Annotated in this window: 19 protein-coding genes; 17 read left to right on the top strand and 2 right to left on the bottom strand. The window is 33.2% G+C overall.

Annotation, left to right across the window (positions count from 1 at the left end):
* Positions 1–66: 66 nt before the first annotated feature.
* Positions 67–1,335, bottom strand: a complete 1,269-nt coding sequence (locus AC3WQX_RS05285; RefSeq protein WP_030064671.1) for a replication-associated recombination protein A — start codon at positions 1,333–1,335, stop codon at positions 67–69.
* A gap of 83 nt (positions 1,336–1,418) precedes the next feature.
* On the opposite strand from AC3WQX_RS05285, the gene cymR reads away from it, so the two are divergent.
* Positions 1,419–1,841 (top strand): cysteine metabolism transcriptional regulator CymR, encoded by a 423-nt coding sequence (cymR, locus tag AC3WQX_RS05280; RefSeq protein WP_002436108.1) that lies wholly within the window; start codon positions 1,419–1,421, stop codon positions 1,839–1,841.
* Positions 1,842–2,189: 348 nt separating this feature from the next.
* Complete coding sequence (locus AC3WQX_RS05275) at positions 2,190–2,330, top strand: SAS049 family protein (protein WP_002436115.1); 141 nt, start codon at positions 2,190–2,192, stop codon at positions 2,328–2,330.
* A gap of 53 nt (positions 2,331–2,383) precedes the next feature.
* Here AC3WQX_RS05275 and AC3WQX_RS05270 read toward each other — a convergent pair whose 3' ends face one another.
* Positions 2,384–3,379: an LLM class flavin-dependent oxidoreductase gene (locus tag AC3WQX_RS05270; protein WP_023350159.1), complete on the bottom strand. Its 996-nt coding sequence runs from the start codon at positions 3,377–3,379 to the stop codon at positions 2,384–2,386.
* 260 nt (positions 3,380–3,639) lie between these two features.
* Between AC3WQX_RS05270 and AC3WQX_RS05265 the strand changes: the two genes are divergently transcribed.
* The 15 genes from AC3WQX_RS05265 to AC3WQX_RS05195 all read left to right on the top strand — a co-directional run bounded on the left by AC3WQX_RS05265 (position 3,640) and on the right by AC3WQX_RS05195 (position 19,690).
* Positions 3,640–4,782: a cysteine desulfurase family protein gene (locus AC3WQX_RS05265; protein ID WP_002436113.1), complete on the top strand. Its 1,143-nt coding sequence runs from the start codon at positions 3,640–3,642 to the stop codon at positions 4,780–4,782.
* Positions 4,782–5,900 carry a tRNA 2-thiouridine(34) synthase MnmA gene (mnmA, locus tag AC3WQX_RS05260; protein WP_002436098.1) on the top strand — a complete coding sequence of 373 codons (1,119 nt, stop codon included), beginning with the start codon at positions 4,782–4,784 and terminating at the stop codon, positions 5,898–5,900. Before AC3WQX_RS05265 ends, mnmA begins: the two co-directional genes overlap by 1 nt.
* A gap of 102 nt (positions 5,901–6,002) precedes the next feature.
* The gene (locus tag AC3WQX_RS05255; RefSeq protein WP_002470021.1) at positions 6,003–6,671 is read left to right on the top strand and encodes a tetratricopeptide repeat protein; all 669 of its coding nucleotides are present in this window, start codon (positions 6,003–6,005) and stop codon (positions 6,669–6,671) included.
* 1 nt (position 6,672) lies between these two features.
* Positions 6,673–9,123 carry an SF1B family DNA helicase RecD2 gene (gene recD2, locus AC3WQX_RS05250; RefSeq protein WP_023350160.1) on the top strand — a complete coding sequence of 817 codons (2,451 nt, stop codon included), beginning with the start codon at positions 6,673–6,675 and terminating at the stop codon, positions 9,121–9,123.
* Positions 9,124–9,462: 339 nt separating this feature from the next.
* The gene (gene alaS / locus AC3WQX_RS05245; protein ID WP_023350161.1) at positions 9,463–12,093 is read left to right on the top strand and encodes an alanine--tRNA ligase; all 2,631 of its coding nucleotides are present in this window, start codon (positions 9,463–9,465) and stop codon (positions 12,091–12,093) included.
* A gap of 63 nt (positions 12,094–12,156) precedes the next feature.
* Positions 12,157–12,417 carry an IreB family regulatory phosphoprotein gene (locus AC3WQX_RS05240; RefSeq protein WP_002435994.1) on the top strand — a complete coding sequence of 87 codons (261 nt, stop codon included), beginning with the start codon at positions 12,157–12,159 and terminating at the stop codon, positions 12,415–12,417.
* A gap of 1 nt (position 12,418) precedes the next feature.
* Positions 12,419–12,847: a Holliday junction resolvase RuvX gene (gene ruvX, locus AC3WQX_RS05235; RefSeq protein WP_002435990.1), complete on the top strand. Its 429-nt coding sequence runs from the start codon at positions 12,419–12,421 to the stop codon at positions 12,845–12,847.
* 13 nt (positions 12,848–12,860) lie between these two features.
* Positions 12,861–13,181 (top strand): DUF1292 domain-containing protein, encoded by a 321-nt coding sequence (locus AC3WQX_RS05230; protein WP_023350162.1) that lies wholly within the window; start codon positions 12,861–12,863, stop codon positions 13,179–13,181.
* 400 nt (positions 13,182–13,581) lie between these two features.
* A complete protein-coding gene (locus AC3WQX_RS05225; RefSeq protein WP_023350163.1) occupies positions 13,582–14,217 on the top strand; it encodes an O-methyltransferase in 636 nt (211 codons plus the stop codon).
* A 2-nt stretch (positions 14,218–14,219) separates the two neighbouring features.
* Positions 14,220–15,143: a peptidase U32 family protein gene (locus AC3WQX_RS05220; RefSeq protein WP_002470056.1), complete on the top strand. Its 924-nt coding sequence runs from the start codon at positions 14,220–14,222 to the stop codon at positions 15,141–15,143.
* Between the two features lie 19 nt (positions 15,144–15,162).
* Positions 15,163–16,431, top strand: coding sequence for a peptidase U32 family protein (locus AC3WQX_RS05215; RefSeq protein WP_023350164.1), 1,269 nt, complete (start codon positions 15,163–15,165; stop codon positions 16,429–16,431).
* Positions 16,431–17,054 carry a uridine kinase gene (gene udk, locus AC3WQX_RS05210; RefSeq protein ID WP_002436118.1) on the top strand — a complete coding sequence of 208 codons (624 nt, stop codon included), beginning with the start codon at positions 16,431–16,433 and terminating at the stop codon, positions 17,052–17,054. Before AC3WQX_RS05215 ends, udk begins: the two co-directional genes overlap by 1 nt.
* A gap of 27 nt (positions 17,055–17,081) precedes the next feature.
* A complete protein-coding gene (gene greA, locus AC3WQX_RS05205; protein WP_023350165.1) occupies positions 17,082–17,558 on the top strand; it encodes a transcription elongation factor GreA in 477 nt (158 codons plus the stop codon).
* 406 nt (positions 17,559–17,964) lie between these two features.
* Entirely contained in the window at positions 17,965–18,696 is a 732-nt protein-coding gene (gene pxpB / locus AC3WQX_RS05200; RefSeq protein WP_023350166.1) for a 5-oxoprolinase subunit PxpB, read from the top strand.
* Positions 18,686–19,690, top strand: a complete 1,005-nt coding sequence (locus AC3WQX_RS05195; protein WP_023350167.1) for a 5-oxoprolinase subunit C family protein — start codon at positions 18,686–18,688, stop codon at positions 19,688–19,690. Before pxpB ends, AC3WQX_RS05195 begins: the two co-directional genes overlap by 11 nt.
* Positions 19,691–19,692 lie beyond the last annotated feature (2 nt).

Below are 19,692 nucleotides of genomic sequence, written 5' to 3'. Positions count from 1 at the left end.
ATAGATTGAACAGAAGTTGCATATAACTACTATTCAACTATCTTATTATTGGAATATAGCTAACTTTTATTTTTTGTTTAATAAATTTTCATAAACATCTTTAAATTGTTGCTCACTCTTAGACGTTGTTTTAGGTTCATAGTAAATTCTATTTTTAAGTTTGTCTGGTAAATATTGTTGCACGACGTGACCATTTTCATAATTGTGAGGATATTTATAGCCAATTGCTCTTCCTAAGTCTTTAGCGCCAGAGTAATGACCATCTTTTAAATAGTCTGGTATTTGTCCTACTAAACCTTTTCTGATATCACTCAAAGCACTATCTATAGCTGTGATTCCTGAATTAGATTTAGGTGATAAACACAGTTCTATCACAGCTTGGCTAAGTGGAATTCTAGCTTCAGGAAATCCAAGACGTTCAGCTGACTGAATTGCCGCTAATGTTCGTTGCCCCGCAGATGGTGAAGCTAGGCCAACATCTTCGTAACTAATGACTAATAAACGCCTTACAATGGTAGGTAAGTCGCCAGCTTCAATAAGTCGTGCTAAATAATGTAATGCTGCATTAACGTCACTACCTCGAATTGATTTCTGAAAAGCACTCATTACATCATAGTGCATATCGCCATCTTTATCGCTCACAAAAGCACCTTTTTGTAAACAATCTTTAGCATCATCTAATGTAATGTGACGTTGGTTTTCAACTACTTCTGCACTGAGAACTGCTAACTCTAAAGCATTTAGAGCACTTCTTACATCACCTTGGCTTTGAGTGGAAAAGTACTCCATAGCATCTTCGTCTACAATAGGATGATAACTTTTAAGACCTCTATCACTATCCTCAATTGCACGATCAAGTGCAATTCTTACATCATGGTCATCTAAAGGATAAAGTTCAAAAATTTGAGCTCTAGAACGGATAGCTGGGTTAATCGCATGATATGGATTTGACGTAGTGGCTCCTATCAAGACAATTTTGCCATTTTCTAAATGAGGCAAAAGAAAGTCTTGCTTTGCTTTATCCAAACGGTGTATCTCATCAAGTAGCAAGATGACTTGGCCAGACATTTTGGCTTCTTCAACAACCATTTGCATATCCTTTTTAGTATTTGTTACAGCATTTAATTGTCTAAATTTAAACTGCGTACTTCCAGAAATGGCTTTGGCAATACTCGTTTTACCAATACCTGGAGGTCCATAAAATATCATGGAAGAAAGTCGTTTAGTCTCAACCATTCTTCTAATAATACCTTTAGGACCAACGAGATGCTGTTGTGATATAATCTCATCTATATTCATAGGCCTCATTCGAGACGCTAGAGGTTCTGTACTCACATTTGTCACACCTTTCTAATATTATCTTAACGTAAAAAATGATAGAATGGGAATATATAATTCGAATTAAGTGAGGTTATACAATGAAAATATCAACAAAAGGGAGATACGGATTAACATTGATGATTTCTCTTGCTAAAAGAGAAGGTCAAGGTTGTGTATCTTTAAAGTCTATTGCTGAAGAAAATAAACTAAGTGATTTATATCTTGAACAATTAGTCGGCCCTTTAAGAAATGCTGGATTAATTCGAAGTGTGCGTGGTGCTAAAGGTGGTTATCAACTTAGAGTACCAGCTGATGAAATCACAGCAGGCGATATTATTCGCTTACTTGAAGGTCCGATTACGTTTGTAGAAAGTATTGAATCTGAACCACCTGCACAGAAACAATTATGGTTGAGAATGAGAGATTCAGTTCGAGATGTGTTAGATAACACAACTTTAAAATATCTTGCTGATTATAAAGAAACCAATGAAGATTTAGATGGCTATATGTTCTATATTTAACATTTTAGTAATCTATTTAAGTTAGAAATATACTCATTAATCGCATAAATCCTAAATTTTTATAGAAAAATTTAATTAATAATGTTTATCCTCATTTTCAAGTGGTATAACAATTAATACATCGAAGAGGTAGTAAGTATGGCAGACGAAATTAAGTTTAAATAAACTTAAGCTAACGTCAAATAGTCAATTGGAAATGCTACCATCAACCAAGAACTTGAAAGTGAAGGTCCGTAAAATAGTGCTTATGGCGAAACGAATGAATTCGTTGTAAATGTCAAAGATAAAGCAAGTGACCTTATTAATAAGCAAAAAATAATTTTTCAAATTCGAAAGGAGCTATTATTTATGAGTTTCATGGATAAAGCAAAAGAAGCAGCAGAAAAATTCAAGGATAGCGATAACGAACAAGTTAACAAAGCAAAAGATAAAATTAACGAATACACTGGTGGCGGAGACGACGACAAAAAAGACAAAGACGACAAATAAGTCTTAACCATACAGTTATAAAGGGAGGGCAGACGCCCTCCCTTTATTTTATATTATGACTGAATTACTTTTTGTAATCTTTGATAAGATTCAAGTTGTTTATCTTGGTCATAAATGTAACTTATTGCCATTAGCTCATCAATTTCTCCATATTCCTTTATAAAGCCTTCAAGTTGACGCTTAACAGAATCCTCTGAGCCAATTAAAGAGCCACTGAAACGTTGTTTAGCTAGTTCATATTCTCTCGGAGTAAGTAATCCTTTTAAATCATCAGTTGGTGGTTGAACAGGTTGCATTCTGCCTCTTGTAATACTCACCATTACTTGAGCCATTGTGCTTGCTAAATATTCTGCATGCGTATCTGTATCTGAAACAATCACATTTAAACATACAATGACATAAGGTTCGCTTAACACATCAGAAGGTTCAAATAACTCTTTATATATTTGAATAGCTTCTTTCATTTGTTGAGGCGCAAAATGTCCGGCAAATACATATGGCAATCCTCTTCTAGCAGCCACATGAGCAGAATCAGTAGAAGAGCCTAGTATATATAGAGGAACATTTTTACCTACAGCAGGGTAAGCTCTTACATATGCTTGTTGATTCCCCGGTCCGAAGTATTTCTCTAGTTGTTCGACTTCTTCAGGAAATTGGTATACACCATTATGTTGGTCACGTCTTAATGCACTAGCAGTCATCATATCTGTACCAGGCGCGCGACCTAAACCTAAATCAACGCGATGTGGGAAAAGTGTTTCCATCGTGCCAAATTGTTCGGCCACTATAAGTGGTGCGTGATTAGGTAACATAATTCCACCTGAACCTACTTTAATTCTTTCCGTATGTTCTAAAGTATGTTGAATAAGTAATGCCGTAGCAGAACTAACTAAATTTGGAGCGTTGTGATGTTCAGCTATCCAATAACGTTCGTAACCTAATTCATCTAAACCTTGAGCTAATTTAACCATGTCATTAATAGCGTCTTTATCGTCTTGACCTTCTCTAATAGGTACAAGATTTAATGCTGATAATTTAATATCTTTCATTTTATAGCTTCCTTTCATGACAATTTAATAGTTGAAGTATAACAACTGAATATTGAATGCAACATTTATATGCTCATGCATAGAAAGGTTTCATCTTTTTGGAAAATGAGTTTCATTAAAGATTAATCATCGAAAAATTACTATTTAAGATGTTAAAATATTATAGAAATAAAAATTCTTTCCATAAACAGAAAGGTAGAAAAAAGCAAGTATTGGTGCTATTATAGGAACATTGATAACATGACGAGGAGTGTCCACACATGGAAGTTTATGCAGATTATGCCGCGACCACACCAGTAAAAACAGAAGTCGTTGATGCAATGATGGAAATCTATAAAGAACATTATGGTAATCCATCTTCTATTCACTCAATAGGTAGAGATGCACGTAAATATTTAGATCAATCACGCCGAAAAGTTGCACAACTATTAGGTGCAAAACCTCATGAAGTGATATTTACAAGTGGTGCTACGGAATCTAATAATACTGCAATCAAAGGATTAGTAAAAGCGAATGAACAATTAGGAAATCATATTATTACTTCTAAAATTGAACATCATTCCGTTTTACATGTATTTGAGCAACTTGAACGAGAAGGCTATGACGTAACATATTTAGATGTAGATGATACTGGAGCGGTTGATTTAGATCAATTACGTGAAACAATCACAGATAAAACAATTCTTGTATCAATTATGTTTGTTAATAATGAAGTTGGTACTGTTCAAAATATGTATGACATTGAGGACATTATTGCTGAAACTAATGCGTTATTCCATGTTGACGCTGTACAAGCTATTGGTCATTTAGAAATTGACTTTCATGATTTCAAAATTGATACAATGAGTGTAACTGGACATAAATTTGGGGGCCCTAAAGGAGCTGGTATACTCTTAGTAAAGGACCATACTCCGCTTGAATTTAATCAGCTAGGTGGGGAACAAGAAACGAAACGTCGAGCTGGTACAGAGAATGTTCCTCAAATAGTTGGACTTACTAAAGCTTTGGAATTAGCAGTTCAACATCGTGACGCAAATAATGTTCATTTAATGAATTTAAAAGAATTATTCTTAGTTAGTTTGCAAGAACGTGCGATTCCGTTCGAACTTAATGGTTCTATGACAGACTCAACAGGTCATATTTTAAATCTTTATTTCCCATTTATTGATGTTGAAACAATGTTAACTCTACTAGACCTCTCTAATGTATACGTATCATCTGGGTCAGCTTGCACAGCAGGTTCTACAACACCGTCACATGTTTTAGCAGCAATGTTTGAAGATGAAGAACGTGCAAAACATTCTGTTAGATTTAGCTTTAATGAACAAATGAACGAACAACAAATTAAATATATAGTAGCCGAAATTCATAAAATTTATCATAAATTTAAGGAGGAATCATAGTGTCAAATAAAGATATACGCGTAGTCGTTGGTATGTCTGGAGGTGTTGATAGTTCAGTAACTGCACACCTATTAAAAGAGCAAGGTTATGACGTTATAGGTATTTTTATGAAGAACTGGGATGACACTGATGAAAATGGTGTATGTACCGCCACAGAAGATTACAATGATGTCATTGCAGTATGTAACCAAATTGGTATACCATATTACGCAGTTAACTTTGAAGAAGAATATTGGGACAAAGTATTTACTTACTTTTTAGATGAATATAAAAAAGGACGCACACCAAATCCTGATGTAATGTGTAATAAAGAAATTAAATTCAAAGCATTCTTAGAGCATGCTTTGAAATTAGGTGCTGACTATGTCGCAACTGGACATTATGCTCGTATACGTCGACACGAGGATGGGCATGTAGAAATGTTACGCGGTGTAGATAATAATAAAGATCAAACTTACTTTTTAAACCAACTATCACAAGAACAACTTTCTAAAGTTATGTTCCCAATTGGTGACATTGAAAAAAGTGAAGTTAGACGAATCGCAGAAGAACAAGATTTAGCTACAGCCAAAAAAAAAGATTCTACAGGAATCTGTTTCATTGGTGAAAGAAACTTCAAGGAATTTTTATCGCAATATTTACCAGCACAATCAGGTGACATGGTAACATTAGATGGTAAAAAAATGGGACAACATAGCGGTTTAATGTATTATACAATTGGACAACGTCATGGCTTAGGAATAGGTGGAGATGGAGATCCATGGTTTGTTGTAGGTAAAAACTTAGATGACAATTTATTATATGTTGAGCAAGGCTTCCATCATGATGCTTTATATAGTGATTACTTAATCGCTTCAGATTTCTCATTTGTTAATGAAAATGAAATTGACTTAGAGCATGGTTTCGAATGTACTGCGAAATTCCGTTATCGTCAGAAAGATACAAAAGTATTCGTTAAAAAAGAGGATGAATCTTCAATTCGTGTAACTTTCGACCAACCTGTACGCGCAATTACTCCTGGACAAGCGGTTGTCTTTTACAATGAAGAAGTCTGCTTAGGTGGAGCTACTATAGATGATGTATACAAAAATGAAGGTCAACTTAGTTACGTAGTTTAAACCGTGAACTTGAATACCGTTAATTCATAAGATGACTATCTTTGGGTTAACGGTTTTTATTTTTTTAACATGTTATAATTATTTAGAAACGAGGTACGAATGATGCATGAACAGAATCAGATTTATCAATATATTAAAGATGGTAAGTTCGAAGATGCTTTAAAAGCGCTTTTCGAAAATATTGAAGAAAATCCTAATGCAGTTGAAAACTACATTAATGCAGGAATTGTGTTATCTGATGCAGGAGAAATAGAAAAAGCCGAGCGTTTCTTCCAAAAAGCGATTACTATTGATCCGTCTAATGGTGCTGTATATTATAATTTAGCGAATGTTTACTATAATCAAGGTCGCTTTAAAGAAGCAATTAAATTATATCAAAAGGCATTAAAAAACAATGTAGCTACTGTAGATTGTAATTATATGATTGGAATGTCATTTAACCAATTAGAAGCTTTTAAAGAAGCATTACCATTCTTGATGACTGCAGCTGAAAAAGACGATAACGATGATGTTGAGATTCAATTTCAATATGGACTTGTCTTATGCCAGCTCGAAATGTTTGAACAAGCCATTAATCAGTTAAATCACGTATTAAAAATTGACCCTAAACATGTAGATGCTATATATAATCTCGGCCTAGCAAGCTATATGAAAAAAGAAGATGTTGATGAAGCTATTGCTTATTTTGAACAAGCAGTTTCTATTGATGAACAGCATTTATTAAGTCAACACGCTTTAAAAACGTTTAAGACGATGAAAGAGGAGGAGTAACATGTCTGACCCTACACTTTTTGATAAATCAATGATCAAAGGTACTGTAGATGCTATATTATTTCAAAATAATGATAATTTCTATACAGTTCTTAAAGTAGACACGATTGAAACGAATGAGTCCTTTGATAGCATGCCAACTGTTGTAGGGTTTCTTCCAAATGTAGTTGAAGGAGACGTCTATACGTTTAAAGGGCAAATTGTCGACCACCCACGTTATGGTAAACAATTAAAAGCTGAAACTTTTGAAAAGGAACTTCCACAAACCAAAGATGCAATTATTAGTTATTTATCTAGTGATTTATTTAAAGGAATAGGAAAGAAAACTGCTCAAAATATTGTTAATGCATTAGGCGAGAATGCAATCAATGATATATTAAATAATCCTGAAGTGTTAGAAAAAGTCCCTAGTTTACCTAAGAAAAAGCAAAAGCAGATTGCAGAACAAATAAGTTCGAATCAAGAATCAGAAAAAATAATGATTCGGTTACATGATTTAGGATTTGGTCCTAAACTTTCAATGGCAATTTATCAGTTTTATATGGGAGATACATTGAAAATACTAGACGAAAATCCTTATCAACTCGTTTATGATATTAAAGGAATAGGTTTTAATAAAGCTGATCAATTAGCGCGAAACATTGGTATTGCAGCAGATTCTGAAGAGCGTTTGAAAGCAGGATTGCTTTATACACTTGAAGAAGAATGTATCAAACAAGGACATACATATTTGCCTAATTCATATGTGATTGAATCAACGCAAACTATGCTTAACGATAGCTCTGAAGTTGTAATTTCTACTAAAATGCTAGAGCAAAAGATTGAGCAACTCTCTGAAGAGAAAAAATTGATTCAAAGCGAAGAACAAGTTTCAATTCCAAGTTTGTATTATTCGGAATTAAAGAGTGTTCAAAATCTTTATCGTATTCAAACTAATAATAAAAAGTTAAAAGAAATCGAACAATCAGATTTACAAATGCATATTGGTGAAATTGAGTCACTAAATCAAGTAAATTATGCAACTTCACAGAAAGAAGCTTTAGAGACGGCAATCAATTCAAAAGTGATGCTTCTTACTGGTGGTCCCGGTACTGGTAAAACTACTGTCATTAAAGGCATCGTAGAGCTTTATGCAGAAATACATGGATTATCATTAGATTATGATGATTACAACGAGGATGATTATCCAGTTGTACTTGCTGCACCAACTGGACGCGCATCTAAAAGACTTCAGGAATCTACTGGATTAGAAGCAATGACAATTCACCGTTTAATAGGTTGGAATCAAGAAACACAACCTGAAGATATTTTAGATAATGAAATTAATGCACGGCTTATCATTATAGATGAAATGTCTATGGTAGATACATGGTTATTTCATCAATTTTTAAGTGCTGTTCCATTAGATGCTCAAATTGTATTTGTAGGAGATGAAGACCAACTCCCTTCAGTTGGACCGGGTCAAGTGTTTAAAGACCTCATTGATTCTAAAAGAATTCCGCGTGTTAATCTTACGGAAGTGTATCGCCAACAGGATGGCTCAAGTATTGTTGATTTAGCACATCGTATGAAAGTAGGCGAACCCATAGATATAACTCAACGTTTTCACGATCGCAGTTTCATTAACTGTACTTCAGACCAAATACCTGATGTAGTAGATAAAGTTGTTAAAAGTGCAGTGAGTAAAGGGTATAATATGAGTGATATTCAAGTCCTTGCTCCTATGTATAAAGGTAATGCAGGAATAAAACGTCTCAATCAAGTATTACAATCTATTTTAAATCCAAAGGAAAAAGATAGTCGTGAAATTGAATTCGGAGATGTTGTATTTCGTAAAGGAGATAAAGTACTTCAGTTGGTCAATAGACCTAATGACAATATATTTAATGGTGATATTGGTGTAATTGTAGGCATATTTTGGGCTAAAGAAAATGCTCTTAATAAAGATGTAATAGTAGTAGATTTTGAAGGAAATGAAATTACCTTTACTCGACAAGACTTACTTGAACTTACTCATGCTTATTGTACATCTATTCATAAATCTCAAGGGTCAGAATTTCCAATTGTTATTATGCCTATAGTTAAACAATACTTTCGTATGTTACAAAGACCTATCCTTTATACGGGTCTGACCCGTGCTAAGCAATCACTTGTTTTACTTGGGGATCCCCAAGCATTTGATATAGGACTGAAGACAAAAGGCCAAGAACGTTTAACTCAGTTGAATCACTTATTAAAATCTTATTTTGGTGATGAGCAAGAAGTTATAGGTAGTTCAGGTCATTCATCTGTAAATAGCACTGAAAAACATGATACTACACAAACTGATGAAGAGAACGCAACAACTGACGCACCACAAAATGACATTGTTCTTAGTGAAACCACTATATTTAAGATTGATCCTATGATTAATATGGGAGAAATGACGCCTTACGATTTTGCCGAGCATTGACATTCGTCATTAAAATAAATAAAATAAACTTAAGTTCACATAAAGATGAGTAAGTAACTTGTTGATTTTAGAGATGTACTGGCTGGTGTAAAGTGCAATCAATGTTACTGAACGCTACTTTATGTCATAGAGAATACGTGATTTTAAGTGGTAAGAAATTTAATTAAGTTATAAATAGTTTCTTTTATAGCTACTATTATTTTTCTTATAACTAGGGTGGTACCGCGATAACGTTCGTCCCTTTGTGGATGAACGTTTTTTATTTTTCGTGTGATTATCATTAAGTTAAAATTCGTATTTCTTTATTAAATACTTATTTCCCAAGGGAGTGTTCTATAGATGAAAAATTTAAAAGCTAGTGAAATTAGACAAAAATATTTAGATTTCTTCGTTGAAAAAGGTCATATGATTGAACCTTCTGCACCACTTGTACCTATTGATGATGATTCATTACTATGGATTAACTCAGGTGTAGCAACACTAAAAAAATACTTTGATGGTCGCGAGACGCCAAGAAAGCCAAGAATTGTAAACTCACAAAAAGCCATTCGTACTAATGATATTGAAAATGTTGGCTTTACAGCGAGACATCATACATTTTTTGAAATGCTTGGAAATTTCTCAATTGGAGATTATTTTAAACAAGAAGCAATTGAATTCGCTTGGGAATTCTTAACTAGTGAGAAATGGATGGGTATGGAACCAGAAAAATTATATGTAACAATTCATCCAGAAGATACGGGTGCTTATCAAATTTGGAATGAAGATATTGGTTTAGATGAAACTCGTATTATTCGAATCGAAGGTAACTTTTGGGATATTGGCGAAGGGCCATCGGGACCTAATACAGAAATTTTCTATGATCGTGGTGACGAATATGGTCAGAATGATCCTGCCGAAGAAATGTATCCTGGCGGAGAAAATGAAAGATATTTAGAAGTATGGAATTTAGTATTTAGTGAATTTAATCATAATAAAGACAATACGTATACACCACTTCCTAATAAAAATATTGATACTGGCATGGGATTAGAGCGTATGGCTTCAATCTCACAAAATGTCAGAACAAATTATGAAACAGATTTATTTATGCCTATTATAAATGAAGTTGAAAATGTTTCAGGAAAGAAATATTTAGAAGTTGAAGAGCAAGACGTAGCATTTAAAGTTATTGCAGATCATATTAGAACCATTGCGTTTGCTATTGCTGATGGTGCATTACCTGCAAATGAAGGGCGTGGATATGTCCTACGTCGTTTATTACGTCGTGCAGTTAGATTTAGTCAATCACTAGGTATTAATGAACCATTTATGTATAAACTTGTGGATATTGTTGCTGAAATTATGGAACCATATTATCCAAATGTTAAAGAAAAAGCCGATTTTATTAAACGAGTGATTAAGTCAGAAGAAGAACGATTCCATGAGACACTCGAGGAAGGCTTATCAATTCTAAATCAGTTAATTGAAAAAGCTAAAAAAGACAATCATGAAATTAAAGGGGAAGATGCATTTAAACTGTATGATACTTATGGTTTCCCTGTAGAATTAACCGAAGAATTAGCAACTCAAGAAGGTTTATCAGTTGATATGACTACTTTTGAAAATGAAATGCAACAGCAAAGAGACCGTGCTAGACAAGCACGTCAAAGCTCTCAATCTATGCAAATACAAAGTGAAGTGCTAAAAAATATTACTGATGATAGTACATTTGTTGGATATGAAACAACTGATTACCAATCTATAATCACGCATTTAATATACAATGGTGAAGAAGTCGAGTCAGTGGAAGCTGGAGAGACTGTTTATTTCACACTAAAAGCTACGCCATTTTATGCTGTCAGTGGTGGCCAAGTAGCAGACGAAGGTACAATTGGAAATGATAAATTTGAAATTGCAGTATCTGAAGTGACGAAAGCACCAAATGGTCAGAATCTACACAAAGGTATTGTGCAATATGGACAAGCTACAGTTGGAGCAGAAGTGGATGCTAGCGTTAATAAAGAAGACCGTCGTGCAATTCAAAAGAATCATAGTGCTACGCATTTATTACATGCTGCTTTAAAAGAAGTATTAGGTGATCACGTAAACCAAGCAGGTTCATTAGTAGAAGCAGATCGGTTACGTTTTGACTTCTCGCACTTCGGCCCAATGACGCAAGAAGAATTAGATCAAGTTGAACGAAGAGTGAATGAAGAAATATGGAGAGGCATTGATGTTCGTATTCAAGAAATGGGTATAGATGAAGCCAAATCTATGGGGGCAATGGCTCTCTTCGGTGAAAAATATGGTGATATTGTTCGAGTAGTAAATATGGCTCCATTTTCTATCGAATTATGTGGTGGTATTCATGTAAGTAATACTGCAGAAATTGGTTTATTTAAAATTGTAAGTGAATCTGGTACTGGTGCAGGAGTTAGACGTATTGAAGCGTTAACAGGAAAATCTGCTTTCCTTTATCTCGAAGATATTCAGTCTAAATTTAATACCATTAAAAATCATGTTAAAGTCAAATCAGATGAACAAGTAGTTGGTAAAGTAACTCAGTTACAAGAAGAAGAAAAATCATTACTTAAACAATTAGAACAACGTAACAAAGAAATCACCTCTCTTAAAATGGGAAATGTTGAAGACCAAGTTGAAGTTATCAATGACTTGAAAGTATTAGCAACTGAAGTTGAAGTTCCAAACGCTAAAGCGATACGCTCAACGATGGATGATTTTAAATCTAAGTTACAAGACATGATTATTGTGTTAGCAAGTAATGTTGATGGTAAAGTTTCCATAATAGCTACTGTTCCTAAATCACTTACAGATCAAGTTAAAGCAGGAGACATTATAAAAAACATGGCACCTATCGTAGGTGGTAAAGGCGGTGGTCGTCCGGATATGGCTCAAGGTGGCGGCACACAACCTGAAAACATAACAGAAGCATTACACTTCATTAAAGATTACATTAAAAATCTATAACTTAATTTCATAATATTGTAGAATTAACTTGAATAATAATATGCATTAAAAGGAGTGTCACATATGGAAAACTTTGATAAAACGATGAAATTTGACTATGAAGAGATTCCAAAAGAAGATGTCAAATCAGTACTTAACAATGTGCACCGTACATTAGAAGAAAGAGGATATAACGCAGTAAATCAAATTGTAGGTTATTTACTCTCTGGTGATCCTGCCTATATTCCACGCCAAAATGAAGCGAGAAATCAAATTCGTCATATTGATAGAGATGTGATTATGGAAGAACTTGTTTCTTATTATTTAAAAGAGTCTGACCATTAAAATGTTACAACATAAAATTATAGGTTTAGACGTAGGAAGCAAAACTGTTGGCATTGCTATAAGTGACCTAATGGGATGGACTGCCCAAGGTTTAGACACACTCCGTATCAACGAAGAACAAAACGAATTAGGCATAGAAGAATTAGTCGATATTATTAAAAAAAATCAAGTCGGTACTGTAGTTATAGGATTACCTAAAAATATGAACAATTCTATTGGATTTCGAGGAGAGGCTTCGTTACAATACAAAGAGAAACTTCAAGAAGCCTTGCCTTCCATAGAAATTATAATGTGGGATGAACGATTAAGTACGATGGCTGCTGAACGTTCATTACTAGAAGCAGATGTTTCTAGGCAAAAGAGAAAGAAAGTTATAGATAAAATGGCAGCTGTGTTTATATTACAAGGCTATTTAGACTCTATCCAATAAAGGAGATATAAAAATGACAGAACATAACCACGAACAAAATCATGAATCAGATTTAAGCATTAATAACGAAGAAGAATTATTAACTTTATTCGATGAAGACGGCAATGAAGTTTTATATCGTAAAATGTTAGAATTTTACCATCCTGAATACAAAAAGGAGTATGTTGTATTAGCCGAAGAAGGTGCTCAATCTGATGAAGATGATATGATTGAACTCGTACCTATGATTAATGAACCTGATGAATCTGGAGATGGTGGTAAATTAGTACCTATCGAAACAGATGAAGAATGGGATATGATTGAAGAGGTTGTAAATACTGAGATTAATGAATAGTATCTCATTATTAATATGTAAGCTTTAATTGTTTAAAACTCATAGCTCTAAGATGTAAGTTTTTAGTATACATCTTAGAGCTTTTTTGATTAAAAATGAGTTTATTGTTATTTAATTGAGTTAGTAATATCGAACTTAAAAACTCAAACTATAATTACTTTAATAACATACTAAAATAAATTGAATCACATATTTCGCACTTATATTTATTAATAATTTATGGTAAAATATGTAAAGTTAATTTCTATGAAACGATCATTCACTTCTAATATGAAAGAAATAGAAGCACCATTATAGAAATCAGTCATTTATATTGATTAAAATGATAATCAATTTTGGACTGATTTATTTTATGTCTACAAATCTTTTTAGTTTTTATAATAAAGGAAGTTATTTCAAAATGGATTTGAACCAAAACTATTTAACTCAATTACATCAAAAGTTAGATACAAACATAGAGAATTTAAGACCTTATGCAGAAGACAATCAAGTTCCTATTGTAGATAAATTAACTTTAGATATGATTAAACAATTAATAAGAATGAATCATACCAAAAACATTCTAGAAATTGGTACTGCTATTGGCTATAGTTCAATGCAATTTTCTTCAGTAGCAAATGATATACATGTAACTACCATTGAACGTAACGAAGATATGATTGCTTTGGCGCGAAATTATTTTCATCAATATGGTTACAATGAACAAATAAGATTGATTGAAGGTAATGCGCTAGAAACATACCAACAAGTCAATGATAGAGAATATGATATGATATTTATCGATGCAGCCAAAGCTCAATCCAAAAAGTTCTTTGAGTTATATACGCCTCTTTTAAGAAAAGGTGGGATTGTAGTAACTGACAATGTCTTATACCACGGTTTTGTATCGAATATAGACATTGTGAGATCTAGAAATGTTCGTCAAATGGTTAAAAAGGTACAACAATATAACCAGTGGTTAATGGAGCAATCAGGGTATACAACTAACTTTTTAAATATAGATGATGGTTTAGCAATATCAATTAAAGGAGAATGACTATGGTTGAATTATTAGTTACTCCTAAGTCAATAACTCATATGGAAACACTAATAGAAAAAGGTGCAGATGCATTTGTTATTGGTGAACAAAAATTTGGTTTAAGACTTCCAGGAGAATTTAATCGTGAAATGATGAAAGAAGCTGTTGAAATAGCACATAGAAACAATAAAAAAGTTTATGCTGCGGTCAATGGTTTGTTTCATAATTATCATTTAGATGCTTTAGAAGATTACATACATTTTTTACATCAAATTCAAGTGGATCGAATTATTTTCGGTGATCCAGCAGTAGTAATGTTTGTTAAAAAACAATCAAATCCTATCCCTTTACATTGGGATGCTGGAGCATTAGTAACAAATTATTTCCAATGTAATTATTGGGGGAAAAAGGGTGCATCAAGAGCTGTTTTAGCTAAAGAGCTTAGCTTAGAAGAGATGATTAATATTAAAAAGAATGCTAATGTTGAAATCGAAGTCCAAGTACATGGAATGACATGCATGTTTCAATCGAAACGAATGTTGTTAGGTAATTACTATACATTCCAAGACAGACAAATGAAGATTGAGCGCAATAATGCACAACAAGATTTACTTTTATATGATGAAGAACGCGATAACAAATATCCAGTTTTTGAAGATTATAATGGAACGCATATTATGTCTCCGAATGATATTTGTTTAATCGAGGAATTAGAACCATTCTTTGAAGCGGGAATTGACGCATTCAAAATCGATGGCGTTCTACAATCAGAAGACTATATCAATGTAGTAACAGAGCAATATAGAGAAGCAATTGACTTATATAATGAAGACCCTGAAGCATATGATGATGAAAAATTCATGTTAGTCGATCCTATAGAGGAAATTCAACCTGAACATCGTCCATTCGATGAAGGTTTCTTATATAAACAAACGGTTTACTAAGGGAGGCTTATCATTAATAATGAAAACTCTAGAAGAAGTTCAATCAAGTTCGAAACCAAAAATGAAAAAGCCAGAATTACTTGCTCCAGCAGGAAATTTAGAGAAACTTAAAATAGCTGTACATTATGGTGCTGATGCAGTATTTTTAGGTGGTCAAGAGTATGGTTTACGTTCAAATGCAGATAATTTTACTATGGATGAAATTGCTGAAGGCGTAGAATTTGCAAATCGTTATGGTGCTAAAATCTACGTTACAACAAATATTATTGCACATGATGAAAATATGGATGGATTAGAGGACTATCTACGTCAGTTAGATAAAACAGGCGCAACTGGAATTATTGTAGCTGATCCATTAATCATAGAAACATGCAAAGAGGTCGCACCAAGACTTGAAATTCATTTATCTACTCAGCAATCTCTTTCAAATTATAAAGCTGTTGAATTTTGGAAAGAAGAAGGTTTAGACCGTGTTGTGTTAGCACGTGAGACAGGCGCTATGGAAATGAAAGAAATGAAGGAAAAAGTTGATATTGAAATTGAAGCTTTTATTCATGGTGCAATGTGTATAGCATATTCAGGACGTTGTACATTAAGTAATCATATGACAGCTCGTGATTCAAACCGTGGAGGTTGTTGTCAAAGTTGCCGTTGGGACTATGATTTACTTCAAGTAGATAATGATGGAGAACTTGATTTATTTTATGAAGATGGAGATGTTACACCGTTTGCAATGAGTCCAAAAGATTTAAAATTAATTGAATCTATACCACAAATGATGGAATTAGGAATCGACTCTTTAAAAATTGAGGGTAGGATGAAATCTATTCATTATATTGCAACTGTCGTATCAGTTTATCGAAAAGTCATAGACGCTTATGCTATGGATCCTGAGAATTTTAAGATTAAACCTGAATGGCTCAAAGAACTGGATAAATGCGCAAATCGTGATACAGCGCCAGCTTTCTTCCAAGGGACACCTGGATATGAAGAGCAAATGTTTGGAGAAGAACAATCTAAGAAATCAGCTTACGATTTTTGCGGACTAGTACTCGACTATGATGAACAAACGCAACTTGCTACCATACAACAGCGAAACCATTTCAAACCAGGACAAGAAATTGAATTCTTTGGTCCTGAAATTGATAGTTTCAGGCAAATTGTTGATGCTATTTATGATGAGGAAGGCAATAGTTTAGATGCCGCACGTCATCCACTGCAAATTGTTCAAATTAAAGTCGACAAACCTATTTATGCTAATAACATGATGAGAAAGGAAATCGGCTAATGAATCAAACGACAATTATTGGTATTGCTGGTGGCTCTGGTTCAGGTAAAACCACTGTTACTAATGAAATTATGAAGAATCTTGAAGGCCACAGTGTTGCACTTTTAGCTCAAGATTACTATTATAAAGACCAGTCTCATTTAACTTTTGAAGAAAGACTTGAGACAAATTATGATCATCCATTCGCATTCGATAATGATTTACTTATACAAAATCTTAAAGATTTAAGAAATGGTGTGGCCATCGAAGTTCCTACTTATGATTATTCGAAACATACTCGTAGTGATGAAACGATTGCATTTGAACCAAAAGATGTTATTATCGTAGAAGGTATCTTTGCTTTAGAAAATAAAACTTTACGAGATATGATGGATGTAAAAATTTATGTTGATACAGATGCAGATTTAAGAATTTTACGTAGACTTACACGTGATACTCAAGAACGTGGACGTTCTATGGAGTCTGTAATTAATCAATATTTAAATGTAGTCAGACCAATGCATGAACAATTTATTGAACCAACAAAAAAACATGCAGATATAATCATACCTGAAGGTGGCAGTAATAAGGTCGCAATAGATATTATGACTACGAAGATTCAATCACTCGTTAGCAAAAAATAGTAACTTATAGTAAAGGAAGATGACATTATGGAAAACCAAAAACAATACCCAATGACTCAAGAAGGTTATGAACAACTTGAGCAAGAATTAGAAGAATTAAAAACGGTTAAAAGACCAGAAGTTGTTGAAAAAATTAAAGTAGCTCGTTCTTTTGGTGACTTATCAGAGAACTCTGAGTACGATGCAGCAAAAGATGAACAAGGATTTATCGAACAAGATATTCAACGTATTGAACATATGATTAGAAATGCGCTTATCATTGAAGATAATGGCGATAATAACGTTGTTCAAATTGGTAAAACAGTCACTTTTGTTGAATTACCAGGTGATGAAGAAGAAAGTTATCAAATAGTAGGTTCTGCTGAAGCTGACGCATTCAAAGGAAAAATTTCAAATGAATCTCCTATGGCAAATGCTTTAATAGGTAAAGGATTAAATGACGAAGTTCGTGTTCCTCTTCCTAACGGCGAAGAAATGAACGTTAAAATCGTTGATATCAAATAATTAAATATTTTATTTTAAAATTGCTAGTACTAATGAATTCTAGTATTAAGTCCGAGTCATATTTTATGACTTGGACTTTTTTATGTTATTATTATAGAAATTTTAGCTTTAAAGAAACATTACACCATTAAATGTAGTTCTTAATAGATGAGTAGGATAAAATCCTTTTGTTATTCATCATTTTTATCATGACAAAAAATAATATGTATGATTAAATAAATATTAGCGATTTTTTGAAATAGAAATGCTATATTTTTTGAAAGACCTTAATTTCTAAATATCAAATTATTAGTAATTATCACTAACAATTTGAATTAATTATTAAACAAACATTTTATTGCAATGATACAATTAAATAGTTACAGCAAATAAATCCTTAAAAATTTAAAGGGGAGGGATTTTAAAGTTGGAAACTCAAATTATAAATGAACAAACTGTGATGATTTATTTTGATAATGAAATTAGTGAAAGCACTTACCAACTCGTTCAATCAACAGTACAATACATAAAGAATCAGAATCATTCAGAGATAACAGAAATCATTCCATCTTATAGAGCAATTCTAATATACTTCGATAATAAGAGGATAGAAGGAAATGAATTGTTAGAAAATTTAGAACTTAACCGCTTACAAAACGAGTCAGATGCTAGAACTCGAAATAAGCGTATTATTCAAATTCCTGTTTTATATGGTGAGGAATATGGACCTGACTTGGCTGAAGTTGCAGAACATAATCATTTAACTAAAGAAGAAGTCAAACAGATTCACACTCGTCAGCCATACCTTATTTATATGTTAGGCTTTATGCCAGGATTTCCTTATTTAGGGGGGCTTGACGAACGTTTACATACACCAAGACGTTCTGAGCCAAGACTTAAGATTGAGGCTGGTTCTGTTGGAATAGCCAATAATCAAACGGGATTATATCCAATGGACTCTCCAGGAGGGTGGCAAATTATTGGTCGTACACCTCTTAAGGTTTTTGATCTCAATCGAACTCCGATGACAATGTATGAAGCTGGAGATTATATTCAGTTTTATGAGATTGATCAACATGAATATAACAATATATCTGAGGAAATTGAAAATGGAAAATTTGATATAGATAAGTGGGTGACAAATAAAGATGAGTATTAAAATTTTACAACCTGGCTTATTTTCAACAATCCAAGACGAAGGACGTATAGGTTATCAAGATTTAGGATTTTCCGGAGCTGGTGCTTTAGACTTTTATAGTTTTAAAATGGCTCAAAAATTAATTGGTAATGATGGACCTGCGATTGAATACACTGTTATTGGCCCTAAAGTACAGTTTCTTAAAGAAAATACTTTTGCATTTATCGGTGGTACATCCAATGCAAAATTAAACGGTAATTCCATTGATTCACAAGTAGTATATAAAGTACAGACTAACGATGTATTAGAAATCGGTCAGGTTACTGAAGGTGCGAGAGGATATCTTGTGTTTGGTCATCCGTTAAAAATAGAAAGGATTGCAGAGAGTTATTCTACTCATACTAGAAGTGGACTTGGTGGTTTTGAAGGACGAGCGCTTAAAAAGCATGATATTATACCTACTCAAAGTAATGCATCTTATAATGAGAATTTAGGTAAAGCAACCGACTATAAACCATTAGTAGAGGATAATACTATTCATGTTATTAAAGGTCCTCAATTTAGTTCATTTTCAGAGGAAGCAGTAGATACATTTATCAATTCTGAATTTAAGGTTTCAGATCAGTCGGATCGTATGGGTTACAGATTAGTTGGTCCATCCGTTTCACCTTTGAAAACGGCTGACATTATTTCTGAACCTGTAGCTTTAGGAAGCATCCAAGTTCCTAATGACGGAAATCCAATTATTCTATTAAATGATAAACAAACTGTAGGTGGTTATACTAAAATTGCTACAGTTTCTCAATTAGATTTAAAAAAATTAGCGCAACTTAAACCTGGAGAGACTATTCGATTTGAATGGATATCTACAGAAGAAGCGTTTAAACAATTAATTGAATTTGAAAATGATTTTGATCAAAAATTAAAAAACGTGTCAGAACAACCATTATTTAATTTAAGCAATGTAAGAAACACTTCTAAGAAATTAGCATCACTAATTAAGGAGGACAAATAATA

Source organism: Staphylococcus sp. FW104-15G4D (assembly GCF_058790135.1).
Note: the sequence above shows the minus strand (reverse complement) of the source record. Positions and strands in the feature narration are given on the sequence as shown.

Excerpts from the sequence above, each read along its gene's own strand:
- AC3WQX_RS05275 (WP_002436115.1), top strand. The coding sequence starts at position 2,190 with ATGAGTTTCATGGATAAAGCAAAAGAAGCAGCAGAAAAATTCAAGGAT.
- AC3WQX_RS05265 (WP_002436113.1), top strand. The coding sequence starts at position 3,640 with ATGGAAGTTTATGCAGATTATGCCGCGACCACACCAGTAAAAACAGAA.
- AC3WQX_RS05220 (WP_002470056.1), top strand. The coding sequence starts at position 14,220 with ATGGTTGAATTATTAGTTACTCCTAAGTCAATAACTCATATGGAAACA.
- AC3WQX_RS05255 (WP_002470021.1), top strand. The coding sequence starts at position 6,003 with ATGCATGAACAGAATCAGATTTATCAATATATTAAAGATGGTAAGTTC.
- alaS (WP_023350161.1), top strand. The coding sequence starts at position 9,463 with ATGAAAAATTTAAAAGCTAGTGAAATTAGACAAAAATATTTAGATTTC.
- cymR (WP_002436108.1), top strand. The coding sequence starts at position 1,419 with ATGAAAATATCAACAAAAGGGAGATACGGATTAACATTGATGATTTCT.
- recD2 (WP_023350160.1), top strand. The coding sequence starts at position 6,673 with ATGTCTGACCCTACACTTTTTGATAAATCAATGATCAAAGGTACTGTA.
- AC3WQX_RS05225 (WP_023350163.1), top strand. The coding sequence starts at position 13,582 with ATGGATTTGAACCAAAACTATTTAACTCAATTACATCAAAAGTTAGAT.
- AC3WQX_RS05240 (WP_002435994.1), top strand. The coding sequence starts at position 12,157 with ATGGAAAACTTTGATAAAACGATGAAATTTGACTATGAAGAGATTCCA.
- greA (WP_023350165.1), top strand. The coding sequence starts at position 17,082 with ATGGAAAACCAAAAACAATACCCAATGACTCAAGAAGGTTATGAACAA.
- AC3WQX_RS05230 (WP_023350162.1), top strand. The coding sequence starts at position 12,861 with ATGACAGAACATAACCACGAACAAAATCATGAATCAGATTTAAGCATT.
- udk (WP_002436118.1), top strand. The coding sequence starts at position 16,431 with ATGAATCAAACGACAATTATTGGTATTGCTGGTGGCTCTGGTTCAGGT.
- AC3WQX_RS05215 (WP_023350164.1), top strand. The coding sequence starts at position 15,163 with ATGAAAACTCTAGAAGAAGTTCAATCAAGTTCGAAACCAAAAATGAAA.
- AC3WQX_RS05195 (WP_023350167.1), top strand. The coding sequence starts at position 18,686 with ATGAGTATTAAAATTTTACAACCTGGCTTATTTTCAACAATCCAAGAC.
- AC3WQX_RS05270 (WP_023350159.1), bottom strand. The coding sequence starts at position 3,379 with ATGAAAGATATTAAATTATCAGCATTAAATCTTGTACCTATTAGAGAA.
- ruvX (WP_002435990.1), top strand. The coding sequence starts at position 12,419 with ATGTTACAACATAAAATTATAGGTTTAGACGTAGGAAGCAAAACTGTT.